The organism is Selenomonas sp. F0473, from assembly GCF_000315545.1.
In the GTDB taxonomy this organism is placed as follows: domain Bacteria; phylum Bacillota; class Negativicutes; order Selenomonadales; family Selenomonadaceae; genus Centipeda.
In genome coordinates, this window is sequence record NZ_JH992902.1 from 1,277,466 (window position 1) to 1,299,221 (window position 21,756).

General features: G+C 59.0%; 24 protein-coding genes and 1 tRNA gene. 8 read left to right on the forward strand and 17 right to left on the reverse strand.

Annotation, left to right across the window (positions count from 1 at the left end):
• Positions 1-50 precede the first annotated feature (50 nt).
• Positions 51-1,094, forward strand: coding sequence for an alpha/beta hydrolase (locus HMPREF9161_RS05860; RefSeq protein ID WP_009728768.1), 1,044 nt, complete (start codon positions 51-53; stop codon positions 1,092-1,094).
• A 53-nt stretch (positions 1,095-1,147) separates the two neighbouring features.
• On the opposite strand, the gene HMPREF9161_RS09880 is transcribed toward HMPREF9161_RS05860, so the two are convergent.
• Entirely contained in the window at positions 1,148-1,489 is a 342-nt protein-coding gene (locus HMPREF9161_RS09880; RefSeq protein ID WP_051010567.1) for a hypothetical protein, read from the reverse strand.
• Positions 1,490-2,008: 519 nt separating this feature from the next.
• Between HMPREF9161_RS09880 and HMPREF9161_RS05870 the strand changes: the two genes are divergently transcribed.
• Both HMPREF9161_RS05870 and HMPREF9161_RS05875 read left to right on the forward strand, forming a co-directional pair.
• The gene (locus HMPREF9161_RS05870; protein ID WP_009728771.1) at positions 2,009-3,196 is read left to right on the forward strand and encodes an ATP/GTP-binding protein; all 1,188 of its coding nucleotides are present in this window, start codon (positions 2,009-2,011) and stop codon (positions 3,194-3,196) included.
• Complete coding sequence (locus HMPREF9161_RS05875) at positions 3,178-3,738, forward strand: hypothetical protein (RefSeq protein WP_009728772.1); 561 nt, start codon at positions 3,178-3,180, stop codon at positions 3,736-3,738. Before HMPREF9161_RS05870 ends, HMPREF9161_RS05875 begins: the two co-directional genes overlap by 19 nt.
• Before the next feature lie 41 nt (positions 3,739-3,779).
• Here the strand turns inward: HMPREF9161_RS05875 and HMPREF9161_RS09955 are convergent, their stop codons facing one another.
• From HMPREF9161_RS09955 to deoC, 3 genes are all read right to left on the reverse strand, one after another.
• Positions 3,780-4,364, reverse strand: a complete 585-nt coding sequence (locus HMPREF9161_RS09955; RefSeq protein WP_156804652.1) for a hypothetical protein — start codon at positions 4,362-4,364, stop codon at positions 3,780-3,782.
• Positions 4,365-4,848: 484 nt separating this feature from the next.
• Positions 4,849-5,964, reverse strand: a complete 1,116-nt coding sequence (locus HMPREF9161_RS05885; RefSeq protein WP_009728774.1) for a sugar-binding protein — start codon at positions 5,962-5,964, stop codon at positions 4,849-4,851.
• 328 nt (positions 5,965-6,292) lie between these two features.
• Positions 6,293-6,934, reverse strand: coding sequence for a deoxyribose-phosphate aldolase (gene deoC, locus HMPREF9161_RS05890; RefSeq protein WP_009728775.1), 642 nt, complete (start codon positions 6,932-6,934; stop codon positions 6,293-6,295).
• A 196-nt stretch (positions 6,935-7,130) separates the two neighbouring features.
• Here deoC and HMPREF9161_RS05895 point away from each other — a divergent pair, with 196 nt between their 5' ends.
• From HMPREF9161_RS05895 to HMPREF9161_RS05905, 3 genes are all read left to right on the forward strand, one after another.
• On the forward strand, positions 7,131-9,242 hold the full coding sequence (locus HMPREF9161_RS05895; RefSeq protein WP_009728776.1) for a TonB-dependent copper receptor: 2,112 nt from the start codon (positions 7,131-7,133) through the stop codon (positions 9,240-9,242).
• A gap of 166 nt (positions 9,243-9,408) precedes the next feature.
• Positions 9,409-9,843, forward strand: coding sequence for a hypothetical protein (locus HMPREF9161_RS05900; RefSeq protein ID WP_009728777.1), 435 nt, complete (start codon positions 9,409-9,411; stop codon positions 9,841-9,843).
• 43 nt (positions 9,844-9,886) lie between these two features.
• Positions 9,887-9,960, forward strand: a tRNA-Gly gene (locus tag HMPREF9161_RS05905).
• Between the two features lie 214 nt (positions 9,961-10,174).
• Here the strand turns inward: HMPREF9161_RS05905 and tnpA are convergent.
• The 4 genes from tnpA to HMPREF9161_RS05925 form a co-directional block, all read right to left on the reverse strand.
• Positions 10,175-10,648 carry an IS200/IS605 family transposase gene (gene tnpA / locus HMPREF9161_RS05910; RefSeq protein WP_009728778.1) on the reverse strand — a complete coding sequence of 158 codons (474 nt, stop codon included), beginning with the start codon at positions 10,646-10,648 and terminating at the stop codon, positions 10,175-10,177.
• Positions 10,649-10,808: 160 nt separating this feature from the next.
• Positions 10,809-11,444, reverse strand: a complete 636-nt coding sequence (locus HMPREF9161_RS05915) for an N-acetylmuramoyl-L-alanine amidase (RefSeq protein ID WP_009728779.1) — start codon at positions 11,442-11,444, stop codon at positions 10,809-10,811.
• Positions 11,441-11,674 carry a hypothetical protein gene (locus HMPREF9161_RS05920; protein WP_009728780.1) on the reverse strand — a complete coding sequence of 78 codons (234 nt, stop codon included), beginning with the start codon at positions 11,672-11,674 and terminating at the stop codon, positions 11,441-11,443. The genes HMPREF9161_RS05915 and HMPREF9161_RS05920 overlap by 4 nt, the downstream gene beginning before the upstream one ends.
• A gap of 145 nt (positions 11,675-11,819) precedes the next feature.
• Complete coding sequence (locus HMPREF9161_RS05925) at positions 11,820-12,731, reverse strand: LysR family transcriptional regulator (RefSeq protein WP_009728781.1); 912 nt, start codon at positions 12,729-12,731, stop codon at positions 11,820-11,822.
• 259 nt (positions 12,732-12,990) lie between these two features.
• On the opposite strand from HMPREF9161_RS05925, the gene HMPREF9161_RS09995 reads away from it, so the two are divergent.
• Positions 12,991-13,155 carry a hypothetical protein gene (locus HMPREF9161_RS09995; RefSeq protein WP_009728782.1) on the forward strand — a complete coding sequence of 55 codons (165 nt, stop codon included), beginning with the start codon at positions 12,991-12,993 and terminating at the stop codon, positions 13,153-13,155.
• Positions 13,156-13,378: 223 nt separating this feature from the next.
• Here HMPREF9161_RS09995 and hypE read toward each other — a convergent pair whose 3' ends face one another.
• The 3 genes from hypE to HMPREF9161_RS05945 are packed head-to-tail and all read right to left on the reverse strand — an operon-like array spanning position 13,379 to position 15,730.
• A complete protein-coding gene (gene hypE / locus HMPREF9161_RS05935) occupies positions 13,379-14,386 on the reverse strand; it encodes a hydrogenase expression/formation protein HypE (RefSeq protein WP_009728783.1) in 1,008 nt (335 codons plus the stop codon).
• On the reverse strand, positions 14,376-15,485 hold the full coding sequence (hypD, locus tag HMPREF9161_RS05940) for a hydrogenase formation protein HypD (protein WP_009728784.1): 1,110 nt from the start codon (positions 15,483-15,485) through the stop codon (positions 14,376-14,378). The genes hypE and hypD overlap by 11 nt, the downstream gene beginning before the upstream one ends.
• Positions 15,485-15,730 (reverse strand): HypC/HybG/HupF family hydrogenase formation chaperone, encoded by a 246-nt coding sequence (locus HMPREF9161_RS05945; RefSeq protein WP_009728785.1) that lies wholly within the window; start codon positions 15,728-15,730, stop codon positions 15,485-15,487. The genes hypD and HMPREF9161_RS05945 overlap by 1 nt, the downstream gene beginning before the upstream one ends.
• 174 nt (positions 15,731-15,904) lie before the next feature.
• Here HMPREF9161_RS05945 and HMPREF9161_RS05950 point away from each other — a divergent pair, with 174 nt between their 5' ends.
• Positions 15,905-16,648: a hypothetical protein gene (locus tag HMPREF9161_RS05950; RefSeq protein ID WP_009728786.1), complete on the forward strand. Its 744-nt coding sequence runs from the start codon at positions 15,905-15,907 to the stop codon at positions 16,646-16,648.
• Positions 16,649-16,806: 158 nt separating this feature from the next.
• Here the strand turns inward: HMPREF9161_RS05950 and hypF are convergent, their stop codons facing one another.
• From hypF to cybH, 6 genes are all read right to left on the reverse strand, one after another.
• The gene (gene hypF, locus HMPREF9161_RS05955) at positions 16,807-19,194 is read right to left on the reverse strand and encodes a carbamoyltransferase HypF (RefSeq protein ID WP_009728787.1); all 2,388 of its coding nucleotides are present in this window, start codon (positions 19,192-19,194) and stop codon (positions 16,807-16,809) included.
• On the reverse strand, positions 19,191-19,718 hold the full coding sequence (locus HMPREF9161_RS05960; protein ID WP_009728788.1) for a HyaD/HybD family hydrogenase maturation endopeptidase: 528 nt from the start codon (positions 19,716-19,718) through the stop codon (positions 19,191-19,193). The genes hypF and HMPREF9161_RS05960 overlap by 4 nt, the downstream gene beginning before the upstream one ends.
• Positions 19,715-20,377: a hydrogenase nickel incorporation protein HypB gene (hypB, locus tag HMPREF9161_RS05965; protein WP_009728789.1), complete on the reverse strand. Its 663-nt coding sequence runs from the start codon at positions 20,375-20,377 to the stop codon at positions 19,715-19,717. The genes HMPREF9161_RS05960 and hypB overlap by 4 nt, the downstream gene beginning before the upstream one ends.
• Positions 20,378-20,383: 6 nt before the next feature.
• Positions 20,384-20,722 (reverse strand): hydrogenase maturation nickel metallochaperone HypA, encoded by a 339-nt coding sequence (locus HMPREF9161_RS05970; RefSeq protein WP_037348611.1) that lies wholly within the window; start codon positions 20,720-20,722, stop codon positions 20,384-20,386.
• A gap of 6 nt (positions 20,723-20,728) precedes the next feature.
• Positions 20,729-20,974 (reverse strand): cation transporter, encoded by a 246-nt coding sequence (locus tag HMPREF9161_RS05975; protein ID WP_037348826.1) that lies wholly within the window; start codon positions 20,972-20,974, stop codon positions 20,729-20,731.
• 92 nt (positions 20,975-21,066) lie between these two features.
• The gene (cybH, locus tag HMPREF9161_RS05980) at positions 21,067-21,750 is read right to left on the reverse strand and encodes a Ni/Fe-hydrogenase, b-type cytochrome subunit (RefSeq protein ID WP_009728792.1); all 684 of its coding nucleotides are present in this window, start codon (positions 21,748-21,750) and stop codon (positions 21,067-21,069) included.
• Between the last annotated feature and the right edge of the window lie 6 nt (positions 21,751-21,756).

The window sequence follows — 21,756 nt, forward strand, 5'->3', positions numbered from 1 at the left end:
TCTTTTTATATTTTGGGGAACTGTTTATCAAAATGAGAGGCAGGGATTTTATGAAGACAAAGGCACTGCTGCTGGCACTGATGATTTCGGCGATGGGAGGGACGGCAATGGCGGCACAGGCGATGCCGGATATGCGCGATGCGGAGATGGGCGGTTCGCCTGCCCTAGCGGAGCGGCCGGTTGTGATTCCGGAGGGGAGCGAGCGGCTCGACGTCACGAAGACGCGCCCGTACGTCTCCTATATCTCGAACGTCGTGTATGCGCAGGTGCCGAGCCGCGGCTATGAAAGCATCCCCCTGCGCATGGACATCCTCAAGCCGCAGGCAAAGGCGCCCATGCCCGCGCTCGTCTACGTCACGGGCGGCGGCTTCATCAACGCGAACAAGGACAGCTATCTCCAGCAGCGCATGGATCTCGCCGAGGCCGGCTACGTCGTCGCGAGCATCGAGTACCGCGTCGCGCCGACCGCAATCTTTCCGCAGCCGCTCGAGGATGTGAAGGCGGCCGTGCGCTATCTGCGCGCGCATGCGGAGAAGTTCAACATCGATCCCGCGCACATCGGCATCATCGGCGGCTCTGCGGGCGGCTATCTCACCGCGATGATGGGCACGACCAACGGCGACAAAGAGTTCGACGTCGGCGAGCACCTCGATCAGTCGAGCGATGTGCAGGCGGCGCTCGACATGTACGGTCTCTCGGATCTGACGAAGGTCGGCGCGGACTATTCGGACGCTGTGCAGGCCGCGCACAGATCGCCGGGCGCCACCGAGGCGCTCTGGGTGAACGGCTCGCCCGTATTCGGCGGCAAGGATGGCGGGATCCTCGCCAATCCTGAGGGTGCAAAGGCGGCGAATCCGATCACCTATATCTCGAAGCAGACCGCGCCGTTCCTCTTTATGCACGGCACAAACGACACTGCGGTCTCCCCAAGCCAGACGAACCTCCTGCACGAGGCGCTGCGCGCGCACGGCATCGCCTCGACGCGTTACGTCATTCCGCACGCGCTCCACGGCGGCGATTACTGGGTGCAGCCGGAGGTTATGAAGGTCATTATCGCGTTCTTTGACAAATACCTCAAGGGCAAAGCGCAGTGACCTGCGCTCTGCACGATAAAAGAGCCGGTACGTTTGATGCTCCGGCTCTTTTCTCATGCCGTTGCATCCGCCTCTTCGGGCTCTTTGCGGCGAAAGAGGCCGAAGAGGAGAAAGCCCATCGCTGAGAGCGCCGCCGAGAGTAGGATGCCCAATCCCGCGAGAATGGCCGTTCCGGCAAAGAGTCCCGGCCCTTCGTTCGGGCTGAGGGGTTCTGCGGTCGTTAGATACGCCAACGTTCCCCACATGAACAGCATATCGAGGATGACGAGGCCGATGCAGACGGCGGGCGGTACGAGGAGATACGCCTGCGAGCGCCCCGCGTCACGCAGCCGCCGCGCGGCGGGATATGTTTGCAGCACAAGCGGCATACACAGCGTGTAAACATAATAGTCCAAAACATCAAATGTATACCAATCCGGCGCCCCAACAGACGCTCCACCGCAGGGACAAATATCAGCGCTAACCCCCTGCATTATCAGCGCAGTAAGGACATCGATCACAGCCCCCTACCGAAGGATTCAAATTCCCGCCGCAGCCAAAATGCCGGAACAAAGCACATAGGGAGGCAGCGGTATTCTCCGGTCAAAGAACGCGCGAAGTTTTTGCATAAAAGCCTCCTCCTCATAAATTTATTGCGCAGAGGCTTCATGAAACAATACTCCCCTTCCTATGGTTCGATATTCATCAAAGATTTGAAAGTTCATGTGGAATCTTATATTTATCGACCTTAGAGGGGCGCTCCTGGATACAGGATATCACATATAACGAGGTGCTATAAGATCGTTATGAAAGTATTTTCGCCTAAAATCAAGGTTGCTTTATAATTTTTAGGAAGTTTACATAAAATATAACCAAAAAATGTGGTTATATTTTATATCTGTGCTATAATATGATTATAGAAAGGAAGGTAAATCATGAATACGATCAAGATACTCCGGATTGCATATAAAAATATTCCGCTATATAAAAACGGCAAATTTGAAATGAATTTTGTCGCTACAGATCGGGTGAGTGATCCGATACAGGTGTATCCGTTGTATCGTACACTTTACACGCAGAAGCTAGTGGCGCTAATCGGTATGAACGCATCGGGGAAGACGTCCGCTCTTAAACTGCTCTATCTTGCCATGTCGTTAATTCTAAGTAACCGCGGCTTAAACGACAAAACGCTCCTTGGAAGAGAACTTTTGCGAGACGGTACGGAATTGGAAATTACATTTATCCGTGCGAATACACATTATCAGCTACGCGCGACAATCGGGCAAAAAGTTGATGTACGCAATAAAGAAGAGGCTCTTTTTTTCCGCGAGGAATTTTTGTATGAAAAGCCAACGTCAAGTATAAAAAACAAACAGGACGCCTTATATTTTCAAGCGGATTCTAAAACGTTTGCTTTACAACGTACAAAAATGCCGCAAGAAGTGCTCGCCGTCTTGCAGGATGATGATAGCATCGTCATTGGCGTAACAAGGAATGACCGTACCGCTTTGCGGCAGTTTATATCGTTTACTAATTTGAACATGCTGGTGGCGCCGGGAAAAGTTGCGCCTGAGGTGCTGCATGTATTTGATACGAATTTGGAAGAGCTTACGACAGATATCAGCGGTGTGGATCTTACCTATACCGTGCGGTTTAAGAATCAAAAAGCCCCGATTACGATCCAATCGCCCTCACACCTTAATAATCTCATCTCCTCGGGGACGATCAAAGGGAAGAACATGATGGTGCTGATGCAAGATGTTCTGGCGAGCGGGGGATATTTTATTGTCGACGAGTTCGAAAATCATATGAATAAAGAGCTGTTGCGCGTCATCATCAATATATTCAAAAACCCGAAAATTAATCCCAAAGGCGCATGCCTTATCTTTTCAACGCACTACGCGGAGCTGCTAGACTTTATCGACCGTAAAGATAGTATCTATGTGGCTCGAAAGGTACCCAATGCGAAGGGCTGTATTGAGATCCTCAATTACGCAGCGGAAATTAAGCGCAATGACGTAAAGAAAAGCGACGTCATTCTGTCTAACCATATCAAGGGAACGGCACCACTGCATGAGAATATCAAAGCGTTGGAGGATTATTTATGCAACGTTCAGAACTGACCGCAGACAAGCTGCGCGATTCGTATATTATTTGTATTTGTGAGGGGGCTGCCGAGGAAGCGGTGATCGACTTGCTGCTGGATGCGAATCGACTGATCTTTCATAGGGAGCAGCTAATCGATGGGGGCGTGACGCATAAACGAAAAGCATGCGATATTGAAACGGAATATTTGCACAGAGATTATGAAAAGCCCGTGAACATCATCCGTGTTTTGGACTCTAGGAAAGAGAGTTTCAAACTTGGAAAAATATATGCCGACCGATATCGTATATATAATGTATATACACGACCCGAAATTGAAATGCTGCTCATCATATCCGAAAAACATTACGATAATTATACGCAAAAGATAGGAAAAGAGAAAGGGAAACCTAGTGAATATTGTAAATCGATACTATTTCCTTGCGATGCGGTAAAAAGCAAAAAATTTTGGCTGGATTATTTTCGTGAACCGGAAAGACTAATCGGCGCAATACGGCGATACCATCAACTGCATGGGCGCGCAAAAGAAATGAACTTATCCCATTTGTTGCGATGGTAAAGGGTCTGCACCGTTCGAGTGCGCTTCTTTACAAGAAGAACTTATTTGTTTCCTTTTAAAAGCTCCGTTTTGGCGGGCAGGAAGAAAAATACGGCATAGAGCGCCAATAGCTTTTCCCACACGCGAATCCATTGAACAGTATTTCCTTGTACCATGCCGTCAATTGGAATTCCCGTTAATATATGGAGCTCTTCCAGCGTGATAATCAACAGGTCGGTATATGTCAGAGGATTTGACAAGGAGGCCGGCGCTTTATTGTATAAGCCGAAATTAAGCGCGATATAGGCGGCGCTCAATACGACGAAGAGAAACGTATAAGTTGATTCCAGCAATTGATTTGTCGTTAATTTTGCGAGGACACTGCATGTCCTGTATATGAGCACCAGCCCTACTACGAGCGCTAGAAAAAGTATCGCGGGATCCGTCCCCGTAGCCGAGATCAATAGGAGAATATAGGGAAACATGATTACCCAAGCTATAAACATAAATATAACATTCCATCGAATAGAATCTTTTGTATTGACGTAATATATACAAAAGGCACCCATAAAGATGGTGATACATGTTAAAACAATGGTTTTTCCATAAGGGACTTCCTGCATCGCCCATAGCCAAAATTGCGGCATCCAATTTAGACTCGTTAACAGGTATAAGAATGCGCAGAAACTGATTTCGTATCTGATGTTGCACGGCGCGTTCAAACGTCTACGTAAACCTGTTTGTAGCCGAGGTTTTAAGCCGCTCTGTATATATGAACAGAATATATGGATTCGATTTTTTGTCTGTGCCATGAATGACTTACAGCGCATGTGCAGTTCCTTAGCCACCCGGTAAGAATAAAATAACGCGAACGGGAGCGTTTCCCATCCTTGAAGAACTTCCCAGATGGATAAATCTAGAACTGCCATCATACATACGCATACGGTGCTGAGAAGTATGACAAAGAATAAGATGTGCCATTTATTTACAATCGTGTGCATGTGAGATGTCCCTTTCAATAATGCGCCTCAATTCAGCCAAGGTGTGCTGTGCGGCATAACCGCATAAAAAGAAGCCGCTTCCTCTGCGGATCACCGCGAGGAAGCAACTTCTTTTGCCTATCTATGAATCTCACTTCACCCCGAGCGCCCGCGATGCGGTGCCGTCGATGTCGACGGTGCTGTAGTAGCCGGAATCGACGAGGACGCTCTTATAGTTCGACGCGTCGACGAACGTTCCCTTCAATACATGGGCGGGGACGACCTTTTTCCCGTTCATGAAATTCTGCGTATCGTTGATCTCGGGCGCGTGACTGCCGACGATCGCTTCGATCAACTTCGCCGTCTCGAGCGCGAGCCGGCGCGTGTCCTTAAAGACCGACATGGTCTGCTCTCCCGCGATGAGCGCGTGAACGTTCGGCAGGTCGGCATCCTGTCCCGTGAGGATCGGCAGGGGACGCCCCGCCGTGCCGTATCCGGCCTCCTTGAGCGCGTCCAGCACGCCGAGCGCGATGGAGTCGTTGGCCGCGAGCACGGCGTCGATCTTCGTGCCCTCTCCGTATTGCGCGAGAAGCCCCTTCATACGCTCCTCGGCCATCAGCGTCGCCCACCCGGGGACCGCGGCCTCTTCCTGCGTCCTCTCCCCGGAGCGCACGACAAGCTTTCCCTGTTCTATATAGGGCCTGAGCACATCCATGGCGCCCGCAAAGAGCACCTTGGCGTTGCTGTCCTCGGTCGGCCCCGCCGCGAACTCGAGATAAAACGGTCCTTTCCCTTCCGCAAGCCCGAGCCGGTCCACGATCGTCTGCGCCTGCAGCATGCCGACGCTGTAGCTGTCGAACGTCGCGTAGTAATCGACCGCGTCTGTTCCCATGAGGAGGCGGTCATAGGCGATGACGGTGACGCCCTCCCGCTTCGCGCGCTCCAGCACGGGGGCGAGCGCCTTGCTGTCCACAGCGCTGACAACGAGCACCTTGCACCCCTCTGCGATCATCTCCTCGATCTGTCCGGCCTGCTTTACCGCATCGCCGCCCGCAAACGCCACATCGACGGCGAACTCCTTTGCGCGCAGCTCCGATTCGAGATATGCGCCGTCCCTATTCCAGCGGAGCAGCTGCTGCGACGGCATCGCGACGCCCACCTTCGTCCCGCTGTTGTCGCGCGGGACCACATCCGTCCCGCCGCACCCCGTTAAGCACAGCGTCGCCGCACACAGCGCCGCATAGAAAAAGATTTTTCCGATTCGCATGACCATCAGCCTCCCGATCAGTGTGTGAAAACGCGACAGGATCTATCGTTGATGTACCGTGAACGATCGTATACCTTTTTCATTGCTTTCAGCTTCAGTTCTATTTTATCTATAGCGCTATCGTATCAATCGGCATGATATTTGTCAAGGCGGGCACCTCCCTATGGTCCCCGTCCTCTTTTGCAGTCGGATGTCCTTCACGCAGAGGCGCGCCGCGGCTCGCCCGGGTGTCCGCGCGCTGCAACAATAAAAGCCCCCGTTGTGCGGAGGGCTTCTATTGTTGTGCGGCCGTTCCCGAAAAACGCGGCGTTCTTATTCGTGCGGCGCATCACCCGACGATATCTACGCCGCGGCTCGTACCGATGCGCGTGGCTCCCGCGGCGATCATGGCCTCGGCATCCGCGCGCGAGCCGATACCGCCCGCCGCCTTAACGCCCATCGCGGGACCGACGGTTTCGCGCATGAGGCGTACGTCCTCCACCGTCGCGCCGTGCGCGGCGAATCCGGTCGACGTCTTGACGAAATCCGCCCCCGCAGCCTTTGCGAGGCGGCACGCCGTCCGTTTCTCCTCGTCGGTGAGGAGACAGCACTCGATGATGACTTTGACGATCGCCTTTCCTTTGACGGCGTTTACAACGGCGGCAATGTCTTTTTTCACATAGTCCTCGTCGCCGTCTTTGAGCATGCCGACGGCAATCACCATATCGATTTCCTCCGCGCCGTCCTCGACGGCCTTCCGCGCCTCGAACACCTTGACCTCGGTCGGCGTCGCGCCCTGCGGGAAACCGACGACGGTGCAGACCTTGACCCCCGTCCCGGCGAGCCGATGCGCCGCGTATGCCGCGCGGATCGGACTGACGCAGACGGAGGCGAATTTGTACGCCTTTGCCTCGGCGAGCAGCTTGTCGAGATCCGCTTGCCGCGCGTCCGTCTTGAGCAAGGTATGATCGATACACTTTGCAAGTTCCATAAAGGCCGCCTCCCAATGTTTGGATTCTTCAATAATCAAATTGTAGCATCGAACCCGCGAGAAGTAAACACGTTAAATAGGCGGCTTCCTCGATAAATTATAGATTGATTAGTTATTCGAATTGTGTTATCATTCTATTATTATTAGTATAATCAATCTCATTTAGTTCTCTAAAGAATCCACAGGAGGTTTTCCAATGACCCGAACAACGCACCGCCGCATGACGCTTGCCCTCGGCACTCTGCTGGGCGCCGCGCTCGCGGGAGCGCACGTCGATGCGGCGGATAATACGATGCACACGAGAGCCGGAACGATGCGTGCGGGGAGCGCAGCGGACGGGCTTTACGAGTTCGAGCTCGAGGAGGTTGTGATCACAGGCTACCGCTCGTACGATCCGCTGACGATCGTAACGGACCCGCAGAAGCCGCGGCAGCCGATCCCGGCGGCGGACGGCGGCGGTTATTTGAAGAACATTCCGGGCTTCTCGGTCGTGCGCAAGGGCGGCATCGGCGGCGATCCGATGATGCGCGGCATGGGCGGCTCTCGTCTCATGATGCAGATGGACGGCGGCAGCATGGCGGGCGGCTGCCCGAACCGCATGGACCCGACGGCGACGTATGCGTTCCCCGAGACGTACAGCCGCATCATCGTCAACAAGGGACCGCAGAGCGTACGCTACGGCGCGAGCGTCGCGGGCAGCGTCGTCTTCGAGCGCGAGACGGCGCGGTTCGAAAAACCGGGCGTACGCGGCAATATCTCCGTCCTCGGCGCGTCGAACCGCCGCTTCGACGACCTCTTCGACGTGACGGCGGGCGGCAGGGAGGGCTATGCGCGCTTCATCCAGACGCGCAACTATGCGCAGGACTACAAGGACGGCGACGGCCGACGCGTACACTCGGGCTACGGGCGGCACAGTCTTTCGGGCATCATCGGCCTGACGCCGGATAAAGATACCCTCTTTGAAGCCGCATATGATTCCAGCCGCGGCTGGGGCAAGTTCGCCCACGGCGGTATGGACGGCAGCAAGTTCGACCGCGACAGCTGGGCGGTGAAGTTCGAACGCGCGCATATGTCCCCCGTCGTCGAAAAGCTTACGCTGAACTTCAACCATGCCGAGATCGACCACCTCATGGACAACTATACCTACCGCAGAGGTATGATGGGCACGGATGTAAAGCGCCGTCAGTACAGTGTCCGTGCAGTCGCCGACCTGAAGTTCTCCCCGCGCGCGACGGGCGCCGTCGGCGTTGAGTTCGGCCGGCAGGCGCATTCTTTTGCCGAGGCGCATAAGAACAGACCGATGAGCGCGTTCACCGACGACATGACGATCCGGAACCTCGGCGTTTTCCTCGAATACAACCGCGAGATGCGGGAGCGCGACCGCCTCAGGACGGGGCTGCGCTACGACCGTATGACGGACGACTACCATGCGAATATCTTCCATAACCCCATGGGCATGGTCACGCGGGACCTCATCCCGGGCGCGACTTCCGACAATGCCGTGAGCGGATTCGTCCGCTGGGAACGCACGGCAAAGAGCCGGCCGCTTACCTTTTACGTCGGTCTCGGTCACGCCGAACGCCCCGCCGACTACTGGGAGTCGTTCCACACCTGGAACTTTTACAGCAACCGCAGGACGGGCGGCACCGTCGGCCCCGAAGCGCACCGACCGAAAAAAGAGCGCAATACGCAGCTCGACCTCGGCTGGGTTTACGGCGCTGAGAAGACGAACGCAAGCCTCTCGCTCTACTACAGTCATGTAAAGGATTTTATCCTGCGCTATCCCCCGGTCGGCACGGGCATGATGAGCCGCACACGCTACGGCAACGTGAACGCGCGGCTCTACGGGTTCGAGGCCGAGCTGACGCGCACCGTGTCCCCCGACTGGACGCTCGGCGCGTCGCTCGCCTATACGCGCGGCGACGACCGCACGAACGACGCGCCGCTGCCGCAGATCGCCCCGCTCGAGGCGAATCTCACGGCGAAGTACGCGCGCGGCAAGGGCGAGGCGAACGCCGTCTGGCGCCTTGTCGGCAGGCAAAACCGCTGCCGTACGGGCTACGGCAGCGTGACGGGTACGGACAGCGGCCCCACGGGCGGATTCGGCATTCTCTCGCTGAGCCTCGCCTACCGGCCGGATGAAAACCTCTCGTTCTCGCTCGGCGTCGACAACCTCTTTGACAAAACCTACACCGAATTCGTCAACCACACGGAACTGGCGGATGTCGCCGGTTTCGCGCCGCCCACAAAAACGCATATCAACGAGCCGGGGCGCACGTTCTGGTTCAAGACCAACTATCGGTTCTGAGTATTTTTCCGGAGCCGCCGCGCGCGGCTGCGGCGGCTCCGTTTTGATGTTCGGCATGCCGATCGCCGCGCGCCCCCGTAAATATCCCGGTTTCCTTTCTTCCCCTTTTCGCTCCGCTATGTTATAATGATTTTATTAGTTCATCTGCGGCAGGAGGTGATTGGTCGTGACAGAGGCGGCCAAGGCATTCGAGGAATATATCAAGAAGGAAAACATCACGGGCTTTCAAGTCCGCGAGCCGGGCGACGAACGCCAAACGACCGTCTTTGAAAGCGAAGTCGAAATCGAGGGGCGCCGCCTCCCGATCATCGTCATCATCGACGCGACGGCATACGCGACGATACGGATTCGCCTCGCGCAGAACGCCGTGGACGACACGAACGCCATGCTCTTAACGGGCTGGCTCATGCGGCAGAACCAGGACAGCCGCCTCGTAAAGTTCTACCTGACCTCCGACACGACGATCATCGCCGACGCGGTGGTCCCGCATAACCCCGACCGTTTTGACCCCGACGTCATGGTGAGCGTCCTGCGCGTCTTCATCCGCGACATCACGGCGCTTATGCCGGAACTCGCCCAGCTCCTGCCCGAAACGGAATGAGCGATTGACAAAACACCATGCGTCTGCTATGATGGAGAACGTCGCGGGCATAGTTCATCGGTAGAATGAAAGCTTCCCAAGCTTTAGAGGTGGGTTCGATTCCCATTGCCCGCTCCATAGGAAAATGCAGCAAGCCGTTGTATGAACAGGATTCATACGACGGCTTGTTTTTATGCGCGCGCAATATTATTTTCTCTAAAAAGCCGATAAGATCCGGGCACGCAATAAATATCCACCCGCGTAGCGGGTGGTTTTTCATTTTCGGGCATAGCCCTAATATTACTAGCGGCGTACAAGTACGCTTTTTATTGGCCTGCCAGCCATGCGTTTGTTACTTGCTACCCATAAATGGGTCTCTCGGGTCAAATAAACTCAACTGATCAGATTCCCTGTCTCGTTTCAGTTGACCTTCGATGTATTCTGTTATCGCCTTCGTGTTTTTCCCTACCGTATCCACATAGTAACCTTTACACCAAAACTCCCGGTTCCTATATGCAAATTTCATATTCCCAAACTTCTGGAATATCATTAAGCTGCTCTTGCCTTTTAGATACCCCATAAACCCCGATACACTCATTTTCGGTGGGATACTTATCAGTATGTGGATATGATCTGGACACACCTCTCCTTCGATTATTTCTACACCTTTCCACTGGCATAACGTCCGCAATATCTCTCGTATTGCCATCCGCTTCTCTGCATAAAACACTTTCCTACGATATTTCGGTGCAAATACTATGTGGTACTTACAATTCCACTTCGTATGTGCTAAACTATTTGTGTCTGCATTTTGTCGTTTTGACATTATGTGACCTCCCTAGTACGGTTGCTCTTGCTAAGCTGGCAGGCTCGGCTCTAGCTTACCATACTAGGGTCTATTTTTTTCACCGCTTAAGCTCTTTGGAACCACGCGACTATCGCGTGGTTTTCTTTATACAAAAAGAGGGGCAATGCCCCTCTCCGTATCATATCCCTCCCGTCGTCTTCCATGCCTCCCGATAAAACGCCGCTTTTCCTCTGAGGACGTCGCCGCCGCGCGTGCCGTCTTCCGCCCGGGGACGAAAGACGGGGCTTTCCGCCGTACCGAGATACTCGAGATCCCAGCGTTCGCAGGTCGAGCGCGGGCCGTAGGGCGCGTGCGCATATACGCCGTCCTCGTTGTCGGCGGCCTCGCCGTGGGTCATGATGCGCTCCTTGTCGATCGTCAGCCAAAGTCCGTCCGCAAGAGCCGCAGCCGCTTGTGCCGCCGCCTCAATCTGCGCACCGGTCGGCGGCTCGTCGCCAAGATCCGCCGTCGTCGCGCCATAGGCGCAGAGGAGAGCAATGCTGACGCTCCCGCTGTTGCGCAGATAGGTCGCGGCGCAGGGCCTGTCGAGAGCCCCGTCTCCAATCACATAGAGCGCGCCGTCCGCGTCGATCTGGACATGATAGTCCTCGAAGAATTGTCCGTAATGCCCCGCCGTCCAGTGGAGGTACATCTTCGTCTCCCGCGCGCATCGCAGAGCGGCATAATGCAGCGCAAGACGGTATGCCGCGCCCAGCCGCGCGAGATCGCGCACGGCGACACGGGTCATACGGGCGGCGGTCAATACGGCGCTCATCGCCGCACGTCCTTTCCTACGGCGCCTTCATCCCGCGCGCTGCGCGGCGCCGACGCGTCCGTTCCCCCGCCTCGTTCATCCCGCATAGCGGCGGTGCGCCCGAGGAAACCGATCAGCCCCGCCGCGATATTGCTCGTCAGTTCCGCGCTCCCATAGAATACAGACAGGACGGCGAGGGCGACGAGCCCCGTCCCGACCATCCAATCCACGCGCGGCAGTTGTTCCCGCATCGTTTTCTCCTTTCATATAATGCAGTCTCAGAAACATATTCTGTCTCCGTACCTGCCGCCGAAGCGCGAAAAAGGAGCGCCCGCGCGCGAAAAAACTGCTCCCGCAACGCCTTTCGGCGTGCGGGAGCAGTCTTTCCTCTGCCCGTTATAGTTTTTGCGCCCGTCCCGCGCCCTCGATGAGGAGTTCTTTGGTGAGGGTGCGCAGGTAGTTCATAACGAGACGTACGTCGTCGAGGACCTGCCGTCCCTTTTTCATGACGAGCCCGCTGTTGATGAAGATCGGATCGAGCAGCGGAATCTGTACGAAATCGTCGGACGGCAGTACGGACGGGCGCGCGAGAATCGTCGACGCGATGCCGGCACGCACGAGGTTCTTCACGGTGTGCAGATACGGCGAATAATGCACGATGTTCGGCTTCTCCCCGACCTGGCTGAACGCGTCCTGCACGAGGCGGTCGATAAAGAAGCTGCTGTCGAGCATGACGAGCGGCTCGTCGCGCAGTTCGCGGATACTGACCGCATGGCGCGGGGCCAGCGGATGCTCGAACCGCGTGACGAAGGTGCACTCGCAGTCAAAGAGCTTCGAATAGCTCAGCCGCGGGCTGAAATCGACGGTGTAATTCGTCAGCGCGAAGTCGAGTTTTTCCTCTTCGACCATTTGGAGCGCGCTCACGCCGCCCGTCTCGATGATCTCGAGTTCGATCTCGGGATGCTCGCTCTGAAATTTCCCAAGCAGATACGGCAAAAAGACGACGCCGAGCTGGAGCGGCATGGCGATACGCACCTTGGCGTGACGGTGCGCCATATCGCGGATCTCGTCGTCGAGCCGCGTGACCTCCCCGAGGATATAGGATATCTTGCCAAGCAGCTTCGCTCCGTCGTTCGTCACCGTGATCTTGCGCCCCTCGCGATGGAAGAGGTTCAGGCCAGTCTCCGTCTCGATCGCCTGCATCGCGACGGTGACGGTCGGCTGAGAAACGTGGAGCTGCTCCGCCGCCTTTGTGATATTTTGCCATTGGCAAACCTCATAAAAATACCGCATCTGTACCAACGTCATCCGACCATCTCCCTCCATGCGCCGCACGGCGCGTCCGACTGATCTTCACAACACAGTTGGAATAAGTTTACTATATATATAAATATTCAACTATGATATATGTTACAAAAAGTATAGTTTTTTACGATAGTTAAAGTCTATATGAAAATCAAAAAGTCATATTTCTCTTTTCTATAGAAACGTGCTATGTTGGACACAGTTCAGATGCGCCTTTGTACGAGGCGCTTTACGATATGCTTGGAGAAAGGGGAAATCTACGATGATGGTATATTTTGCAGACGCCGTCGAGCGCTTTGTCGAGGATATGCTCGAAGCGAACGAAGACAATCTGAAGGCATTCGAGACGAAGCCCGGCGTGTATTCGAACGTCGACCCCGACACGCATCATGAGGTCGAGATTCCCGACGTGCATCTCTCGAAGTAAACGATACCACGCGGAGCGGTCAGCAATGGCCGCTCTTTTTTTATGGGTTGGAATGGCGCCGCTATGCGCCAAAATCCCGCTCCAAGTTGAACCGTAAGTGGCGCGGAAGTTTGGATGCAGCGCAAGGAACGAGAAAAATCCAAGGGAGTCGTAGTGGGCCGCCTACGTCGACCATAGGATTTTTCAAAGTGACACAGCGATGCGCCAAGATCACGTTTCACGCCTAACAGATGCGGGGGACAAGCTCCCCCGCCGGCATATCCACAACGCGAATCCCCCCCAGCGGCGTCCGCATTCCGACCGCCCCCGGTGCGTCCTCGGTCGTCTCACCGATGACGACCGCCTCTTTGCCGTATACATTCTCGTGCATGACGTCGAGGACGCGTGCGGTATCCTCGGGCGGAACGAAGGCGAGGAGTTTGCCTTCGTTGGCAAGCGTCAGGGGATCGAAGCCGAGCAGTTCGCAGACGCCCTGCACCTCGGGACGCACGGGAATCCGTTCCTCGTCGAGGAGAATCCCGACGCCCGCCGCGCCCGCGATTTCGTTGAGCGCCGCCGCCGCGCCGCCGCGCGTGGGATCGCGCAGAACGGCGATGCCGGGCGCCGCCGTCAGCATTGCTTCCGCCATTCGGCAGAGCGGCGCGCAGTCGCTGGTGATGCCGGACGGGAGCGTCAGATTGTGCCGCGCCGCCATAACGGTGGCGGCATGGTCGCCGAGCGTCCCGGAGACGATAACATCCATCCCGGGGCACACGTTCGTCGGCGCAATATCTGCTCCCTCGACGAGCTGCCCCACGCCCGCCGTATTGATGTAGATGCCGTCGCCCGCCCCGCGCGGCACGACCTTCGTATCGCCCGTCACAATACGGACGTCCGCCTCCTCCGCCGCCGCGCGGATGTCCTCCACAACGCGGCCCAGCGTCTCAAGCGGAAGGCCTTCTTCAAGAATCAGCGCGAGCGAGAGATACGCCGCCCGCGCGCCCGTCATGGCGAGGTCGTTTACCGTACCGCAGACGGCGAGCCGACCGATGCTCCCGCCCGGGAAGAAATGCGGCTGCACGACGTAGGAATCCGTGGTAAACGCGATTTTTCCCTCTGCCGGCAGCACGACCCCGTCGTGCAGTCCGTTCAGCAGCGCATTGCCGAGCGCGGGGAGAATAATTTCCTCCGTCAGCGTGCGCGAGAGCCGTCCGCCCGCACCGTGCGCGAGCGTAATCACATCATGCGCCATAGCGGAACCTCCCCCCGCCGTATTTATACCATGCGGCGCACGTCCCCTCGACCGACACCATGCAGGGGCCGACCGCATGCTCCGGCACGCAGGCTCTGCCGAAGAGCCCGCAGTCCTTCGGCACGATCTTGCCGCGCAGCACCTCGCCGCAGCGGCAGCCGCGCCGCCCGTCGGGCACATCGGCGAGCGAGAGCGGCCGCGCGACGGCGAAATCATACGCCGCATATTCCTTGCGCATCCGGAGCCCCGATGCCGGGATCATACCGAGACCGCGCCATGCGGTGTCCGCCGGCTCGTAGACGCGCTCCACCGCCTCTTGCGCCGCCGGGTTCCCCTCCGGGCGCACGACGCTCCCGTAGGCGTTCTCCACGCGCGCCTCGCCCGCCGCCAGTTGGCGCACGATCATGTGGAGCGCGCGCAGGATCTCGTCGGGGCGGAACCCGCCCACGACGCCCGGCACGCGATAATCCGCCGCGAGGAAGTCAAAGAGGCGCGTTCCCGTCACGACCGCCACATGCCCCGGCAGGAGGAAGGCGTCCACCTGTGCCGCGGGGTCATTGAGGAGCGCCCGCATCACGGGTGGCACGAGTTTCTGCGCCGAGAGCAGGAAGAAGTTCGAGAGGCCCTTTTGCTCCGCCGCGAGCACCGCCGCCGCCTCCGTGGGAGCGGTCGTCTCGAAGCCGACCGCGAGGAATACGACCTTTTTGTCCGGATGCGCTTCGGCCACGGCGAGCGCGTCAAGCGGCGAGTAGACCACGCGGACATCCGCGCCCGCCGCCTGCGCCGCCGCAAGGCTCGACGTACTCCCCGGCACCTTTAGCATGTCGCCGAACGTCGTGACGACGACGTCCTCCTGCCCCGCGTACGCGATCGCCGCGTCGATATAGGCGTCGTGCGTCACGCAGACGGGACAGCCGGGACCCGAGACGAGTTCGATTTCCTCCGGGAGGATTTGCCGCAGACCCGCGCGAAAAATCGCGACGGTGTGCGTTCCGCAGACCTCCATGATGCGGATGCGGCGCCCGAGTGGGGCAAGCAGGCGGCGCATGTCCGCCGTGACCTCCGCAGTCAGCGCGCGCATGTCGTTTGCCGTCTGCATCAATGCGGCCTCAGCTCCTCAACCGTGCGCGGCGCGCCGCGCATCTCCGCGCGTAGCGCTTCCATGGCGCGCACCTCTTCCTCATCCACGATCTGCATCGCAAAGCCCGCGTGGACGAGCACGTAGTCCCCCACAGCCGCCTCCGGCAGGAGCATCAGGCTCGCCGCGCGGCGCACCCCCTGCACCTCCACCGAGGCAAGCTGATCTTCGATTGCAACGACCCGAGCGGGTACTGCTAAACACATGGTATATATTTTCCCCTTCCCTTGCTGTTGTGACGCGGCATTTTCGCACTACGCATCCGAAGCGCCGCGTCGCCGATATGATTTGTTTCCGGTTTCAATTATGATATAATTAACATTACGATATTTCATCCGATAATTTGAGTGACGGGTCAATCGATACACGGAGGTACGATGATGAAAATTCAAGACGCGCGACCTTTCCTCGGCACGGATAATCATTCCGTCACGCACGGCGCAGCGCAGCGCCGCAAGGCGCCCGAGACCGTTCTTTCCCGCGCCGCCGAGGTATTTATCAGCAAACGGGGAGCAAAACTCCAACGGGACGCTGCCATTCCCGACGATCTCTTGACGCCCGCGGAACTTGCACTCGCCGCCGACGAAAAGGAACGGGAGGACAAGCAGGCAAAAAAAGCGCAGGCGAAGGAAATCGAAGAGCGCATCGCAAGCGATAAAACCCTTTCCGACGAGGATAAGAGCATCCTGCAAAAGCAGGCGGACAAGCTGAAGAAAGAGGGCATGACCGACGAGGACAAGCTCGCGCAGCTCTATAAAGAGCGCGGTGTTTGGGAGCGGCGTGCGGAAAACGATACCCTCGCCGCGGACGAACGGCAGGCGGCGTTCAACATGGTGCAGATTTACAGCGGCGACATCAGCCGACTGCAGTTTGCCATGAAGGGCGAAGAGATACACAAGATGTGCCTGCGCACCCAAGCGGTGCAGGAGCGCGCCGACCTCGAAGCCGCCGCCCAAAAGGAGCAGGAAAAGGTTGACGACGCAATCAACCGGCCGTCCGGCGACGAGGCGAGCGCTCTTGAGACCTTGCTGAGATATGAAGCACAGCGCAAAGCCGCGAAGGATAAAGCTGCGGCGAGCGAGGCCCCCGCATCCGAGGGGCAGAGCAGAAAAACAAGTACATAGTGTGTTGTGTGCCGTTAGGAAACATCTTCTTGAGGAGGGCGTTTCCTTTTTTGTTGGCGTGATGCGGAAGTTTGGAGGCAGAGCAGGGAACAAGAAAAATACAAGCGAAGGCGTAGTTAAGAGCTGCGTTGAGCGCAGTATTTTTCGCAGTGACACAGCTATGCGCCAAAATCCCGCATCACGCCTATGGCGGCTTGTCCGTACGCAATCCCCCCGTCGTTCGGCGGTACGGTATGCGGCAGTAGGACGCGATACGCGCCCCTAATCTGCTCTAACAGCAGCTCGAGCAGCAGCGCATTTTGAAATACGCCGCCCGAGAGGGCAACGGTGCGGAGACCTGTCACGCGTGCGAGGCGGTCGAATATATCGCGTGTCGCGGCGGCGAGCGTCACATGGAAGTCGAGCGCCCGTCCCGCGCGTTCCTCTGCCGAAAGGCCCTCCGCCCCGTCCATCACCGCATGGAGCACGGGCAGAAAGTCAATTGTTATCGGCGCGCCGGTTTCCCCGGCACGCATATCGCCGCCGGGCAGCGCATCCCGCGCCCCGCCCCCATCCCCCCCGCGCACGGTATACGGGAGCACCCGCCCCCGCCGCCGCGCCCGGCGCGCCGCATGTTCGAGCTCGATTGCCGCCTGCCCCTCATACGCGTTCACATAGGAGACGCCGAGGAGCGCCGCCGCCGTATCAAAGAGCCGCCCGACGCTCGAGGTGAGCGGCGCACCCACGCCCGCCGCTGTCGCCTGCATGAGGAGGCGCCATCCGGGCGGGATCTGTGCGGCGAACGCGGGACACCGCGCCGCAAGCGCATCTCCATGCACGCCGTAAAGCACCCAAAGAGCCATGCGCCACGGCTCCTCCGCCGCCTTATCCCCGCCCGGCAGGGGCAGGTATGCAAAATGCGCACGTCGCTCATAGCCCGAGAGGTCGGCGACAAGGAACTCCCCGCCCCACGCGCAGCCGTCGTCACCGTACCCCGTGCCGTCAAACGCCGCGCCGAGCACGCGCTCCATGCAGCCGTGTTCGGCGAGCACCGCCGCGATATGCGCGTGATGATGCTGCACCTTGACGAGCGGAAGCCCCTCCGCCGCCGCGCGCGCCGCGAGGTACTGCCCCGACAGATACGCGGGATGCAGGTCGGCGGCGAGGAGCCGCGGCCGGACGTCGAACAGCCGCTCATAATGCGCGATCGTCCCCTCGTAGGACGCGCGCACCTTCGCATTCGTGAGGTCGCCGATGTGCTCGCTGAGAAACGCTTCGCGCCCGCGCGCGAGACAAAAGGTATTCTTTAACTCCGCCCCACCCGCGAGCACTGTGATATCGCTCTCAAAAGGAAGCGTTACGGGCGTCGGCGCGAATCCGCGGCTCCGGCGCAGGATCATGCGCCCGCCCGGCGCCATCCGCACGACCGAGTCGTCCACGCGGTGCGCGATGACGCGGTTGTGTGCGAGTATCGCGTCGGCAATCACCCGGAGCTCCCGCTCCGCCGCCGCATCCTCATGGAGAATCGGTTCGCCGCTCATGTTCGCGCTCGTCATGACCCAGAGGTCGCCCGGCGCGAGCAGGAGGAGATGGACGGGCGCGTAGGGCAGCAGGACGCCGAGGTATGCGTTGCCGGGCGCGACGGCGGGTGCCGCGGCATCCGCCGCATCCTCTCGGCGGCGCAGGAGGACAATCGGCGCGACGGGCGAGGTGAGCCACCGTTCCTCATCCGCCGACACGACGCAAAGCCCGCGTACGGTCTCGATGCTCCCCGCCATCACGGCGAGCGCCTTTCTCTCCCGATGTTTGCGCGCGCGCAGGCGCGTGACCGCCGCGTCGTTCCGGGCATCGCAGGCGAGATGATAGCCGCCGATGCCCTTGACGGCGACGATGCCGCCCGCCGCGATGATCCGCCGCGCCTCGGCGATGGGATCGCCCGCAAACGCCCCCGCCCCCGTCAGCAGACGGTACGCCGGGCCGCAGTCCACGCATGCATTCGGCTGCGCGTGGAACCTGCGGTCGGCGGGATCGTCATACTCCCTTTGGCACGCGCCACACATGCGGAACGCCGCCATCGTCGTCAGCGGACGGTCATACGGCACGCCGCGGATGATGGTGTAGCGGGGGCCGCAGTTCGTGCAGTTCGTGAACGCGTACCCGTACCGTCTGTCCCGCGCGTCCATGACCTCGCGCCGGCAGTCCGCGCAGACGGCGAGATCGGGGGAGACGAGCGTGCGCGGCGCATCCCCCGCGGGGCTGGGCAGGATACGAAACGCATCCTCCCCCACGGGCGGCATCTCCCGGGCCGTCACTTCCGTCACGGAGGCAGCAAGCGGCGCTTCTGCGCGGAGCGCAGCGGCAAATGCATCGAGCGCCGCCGCGTTCCCCTCCGCCTCGATGCCGACGCCTGCGCTGTCGTTCAGCACAAAACCGCCGAGCCCATAGCGGGCGGCAAGCCGATAGACAAAAGGGCGAAACCCCACCCCCTGCACGATCCCGGAGACACGAAAGGCGCGCCGCACTGCGGCGCACCCATTGATATCCGCCGCCGCCCTGCGCGCCGTCACAGCGCGTCCCCGGCGGCGCGGGGTACGGGGATAATCCCCCAGCGTACGAGCTCCTCCACCGCGCGCGCGGCAAAAGACGGCAGCGCAGCGGCCATCTCTGCACTGAGCGAGAGCCCCGCCGAAAGATCATACGGCTGCATACCGAGCACGACGACGTGCGGGATCGCGTGCCCCGTCACCGTCAGCCACGCGAGCACGTCCTGGATCCCGATCTCGTGCGAGGAAAGTTTTTCCTGAAAATGCGCCGTAACCGCGTCGTCTTCGAATCGGCAGACCGTCCCCGGCAGCCCGTCGCCCGAAACGGCGTCGAGAATGAGCAAACGCTTCGTCCCGGTGACGAAATGCAAAAGTTCCGGTCCGAGGGTTCCGCCGTCCAGCAGGCGCACCTCCTCGGGGAAGTCGTACCGCGCCTCAAGATACTCCACGGCGCGGACGCCGAAGCCCTCGTCACTCAGAATGATATTGCCGATGCCGAGCACCGTGACGGGCGCGACATCGATCAGCGTATCGGCGGCGGCACTCATCGTACATCTCTCTTTTTCGCCGCAGCCGCACGCAGCCACGCATACCACGCCGCAAGCCCCTCCTCCGTGCGGGAGGAGACGGGCAGGACGGCAATGCCCGGATGCAGCGCCTCGATGTCCCTCCGCGCCGCCGCCATATCAAAATCCGTATGGGGCAGGAGGTCGCATTTGTTCAGCACGGCGACTGCCGATTCCTTGAAAATGAGCGGATACTTGAGCGGTTTGTCGTCGCCCTCCGCAATGGAGAGGACGACTGCCTTCGCATCTTCGCCGAGCGCGAACTCTGCGGGACAGACGAGGTTGCCCACATTCTCTATGACGATGAGATCGAGCGCCGTGAGATCGAGCTGCGCAAGCGCCGCCGCGACCATCGACGCGTCGAGGTGACAGCCGCCGCTCGTGTTGATCTGCACGACGGGCGCCCCGCAGCGCTCGATGCGCGCCGCGTCCTTGACCGTAAAGAGGTCGCCCTCGACGACCGCCATGCGCAGTTCACCCGAGAGCGCCGTGAGCGTGCGTTCAAGCAGCGTCGTCTTGCCCGCGCCCGGCGATCCGAGCAGGTTCAGTGCGTAAATCCCGCGGCGCGCAAAGAGCGCGGCGTTCTCTGCCGCCGCATTCTCGTTGCGTCCGAGGATGTCCGTCTTAACCAGTACCTTCATCGTCCTCTATTCCATCTCTATGTAGTCCACGCGCATCTCGCGCCCGCGGATGAGTTCCATGCCGCCGCCGCAGTCCGGGCAGAAAAGATCCTGCGGACGGATCGTCCGCTCCCTGCCGCAGTCGTGACAGCGCCCCGCGAGCGGCACGCGCTCCCATGTAAGCGCGGCATGCGCCGCAATCGTCCCCCGCACGAGGGCGTCAAACGCGAGAGACAGCGACGCTGTCTCAACGCCCGCGAGCTCCCCGAGGACGAGATGCACCTCGGCGATGCGGTGCGCGTCATGCCGCCGCGCATAGTCCATCGCGATGTCCACGATGCCCTCGGCGAGCGCCATCTCGTGCATTTCCGCCTAGAACTCCGCGACGAGACCGTGCGTCTCAAACATGCGCGCGATCTCCGTCAGCTTCGTCTTGGCAGGGTTGTAGTCGACCGTCGTCTCCCCGTCGTGCGTGTGGATGTGCACGTAGAGGACGCCGGGCAGCCCGAGCAGCGCCTGCTCGACCACAGCGGCGTTCTCCGAGGTGTAGCCGCGCACAAAGAATTGCATATGCGTCGTGCTCTCGGTGAGCTCGCCGCAGCCGCAGTCTTTACACATAGTACCGTTCTCCTTCGGCGATGTGAGCGTGACCTGCCGCTTGAAGAAATTCCACGTGCGGCTCAGTATACGCTCACAATCATGCAGATTGATCATTCTACGTCTCTCGCGTCCGCCGGCGTATGTCGGAGCAGCTTGCTGCCCGCGAACATACTCGAGACTTCCGCTTCTCCTTCCATAAATTCCGCGCGTACGACCATGTAAAAATGCCCGATGGCAAAGAGAACGATCGCCCACGCCGTATAGTGATGCACGACGTGCGTCATATATTCGCCGCCGAGGATGCGGTTCACCCAGCCGAACAGGATCCCCCCGATTGCGCTCGGCTCCGTCATATTGTAGATCGCAAAGCCCGTCAGCACCTCGATCGCCACCAGCGCATAGAGTCCGGCGTACGAGCTGCGCGCCAAGGGGTTCCGCAGGAACGGCTCGTGCGAGGGTTTGACGAGCATGTAGTGGAGTGCAACGTCCATCATTTGGCGGTAGAAAATCGGCTTCCAAAAATGCGGAAACAGCCGGTCGCCGCGGTTGATGATAAACCCGTAAACGCGCCCGATGAAGCCCGCGCAGAACGCGAACGCCGCGACAAAGTGGATGTTGCGGATGAGGTTCATGAGGAGCGGCGAATACGTGGGCTCCGTAAAGAGCATCGTCGGCGGCTTCGTGATGAGAAGCCCCGTGACGGTAAGCACGACGATCGCGCCTACCATCAGCCAGTGAAAGATACGCAGGAAGGGACTAAAGAGGTAGTATTCCTTCCGTTCTTCTTGTTTCATAATGCG

Coding starts and splice junctions, on each gene's coding strand:
- HMPREF9161_RS05860 (WP_009728768.1), top strand. CDS start 51: ATGAAGACAAAGGCACTGCTGCTGGCACTGATGATTTCGGCGATGGGA.
- HMPREF9161_RS05870 (WP_009728771.1), top strand. CDS start 2,009: ATGAATACGATCAAGATACTCCGGATTGCATATAAAAATATTCCGCTA.
- HMPREF9161_RS05875 (WP_009728772.1), top strand. CDS start 3,178: ATGCAACGTTCAGAACTGACCGCAGACAAGCTGCGCGATTCGTATATT.
- HMPREF9161_RS09955 (WP_156804652.1), bottom strand. CDS start 4,364: ATGCCGCAATTTTGGCTATGGGCGATGCAGGAAGTCCCTTATGGAAAA.
- HMPREF9161_RS05885 (WP_009728774.1), bottom strand. CDS start 5,964: ATGCGAATCGGAAAAATCTTTTTCTATGCGGCGCTGTGTGCGGCGACG.
- deoC (WP_009728775.1), bottom strand. CDS start 6,934: ATGGAACTTGCAAAGTGTATCGATCATACCTTGCTCAAGACGGACGCG.
- HMPREF9161_RS05895 (WP_009728776.1), top strand. CDS start 7,131: ATGACCCGAACAACGCACCGCCGCATGACGCTTGCCCTCGGCACTCTG.
- tnpA (WP_009728778.1), bottom strand. CDS start 10,648: ATGTCAAAACGACAAAATGCAGACACAAATAGTTTAGCACATACGAAG.
- HMPREF9161_RS05915 (WP_009728779.1), bottom strand. CDS start 11,444: ATGAGCGCCGTATTGACCGCCGCCCGTATGACCCGTGTCGCCGTGCGC.
- HMPREF9161_RS05920 (WP_009728780.1), bottom strand. CDS start 11,674: ATGCGGGAACAACTGCCGCGCGTGGATTGGATGGTCGGGACGGGGCTC.
- HMPREF9161_RS05925 (WP_009728781.1), bottom strand. CDS start 12,731: ATGACGTTGGTACAGATGCGGTATTTTTATGAGGTTTGCCAATGGCAA.
- HMPREF9161_RS09995 (WP_009728782.1), top strand. CDS start 12,991: ATGATGGTATATTTTGCAGACGCCGTCGAGCGCTTTGTCGAGGATATG.
- hypE (WP_009728783.1), bottom strand. CDS start 14,386: ATGGCGCATGATGTGATTACGCTCGCGCACGGTGCGGGCGGACGGCTC.
- hypD (WP_009728784.1), bottom strand. CDS start 15,485: ATGCAGACGGCAAACGACATGCGCGCGCTGACTGCGGAGGTCACGGCG.
- HMPREF9161_RS05945 (WP_009728785.1), bottom strand. CDS start 15,730: ATGTGTTTAGCAGTACCCGCTCGGGTCGTTGCAATCGAAGATCAGCTT.
- HMPREF9161_RS05950 (WP_009728786.1), top strand. CDS start 15,905: ATGAAAATTCAAGACGCGCGACCTTTCCTCGGCACGGATAATCATTCC.
- HMPREF9161_RS05960 (WP_009728788.1), bottom strand. CDS start 19,718: ATGAGTGCCGCCGCCGATACGCTGATCGATGTCGCGCCCGTCACGGTG.
- hypB (WP_009728789.1), bottom strand. CDS start 20,377: ATGAAGGTACTGGTTAAGACGGACATCCTCGGACGCAACGAGAATGCG.
- HMPREF9161_RS05970 (WP_037348611.1), bottom strand. CDS start 20,722: ATGCACGAGATGGCGCTCGCCGAGGGCATCGTGGACATCGCGATGGAC.
- HMPREF9161_RS05975 (WP_037348826.1), bottom strand. CDS start 20,974: ATGTGTAAAGACTGCGGCTGCGGCGAGCTCACCGAGAGCACGACGCAT.
- cybH (WP_009728792.1), bottom strand. CDS start 21,750: ATGAAACAAGAAGAACGGAAGGAATACTACCTCTTTAGTCCCTTCCTG.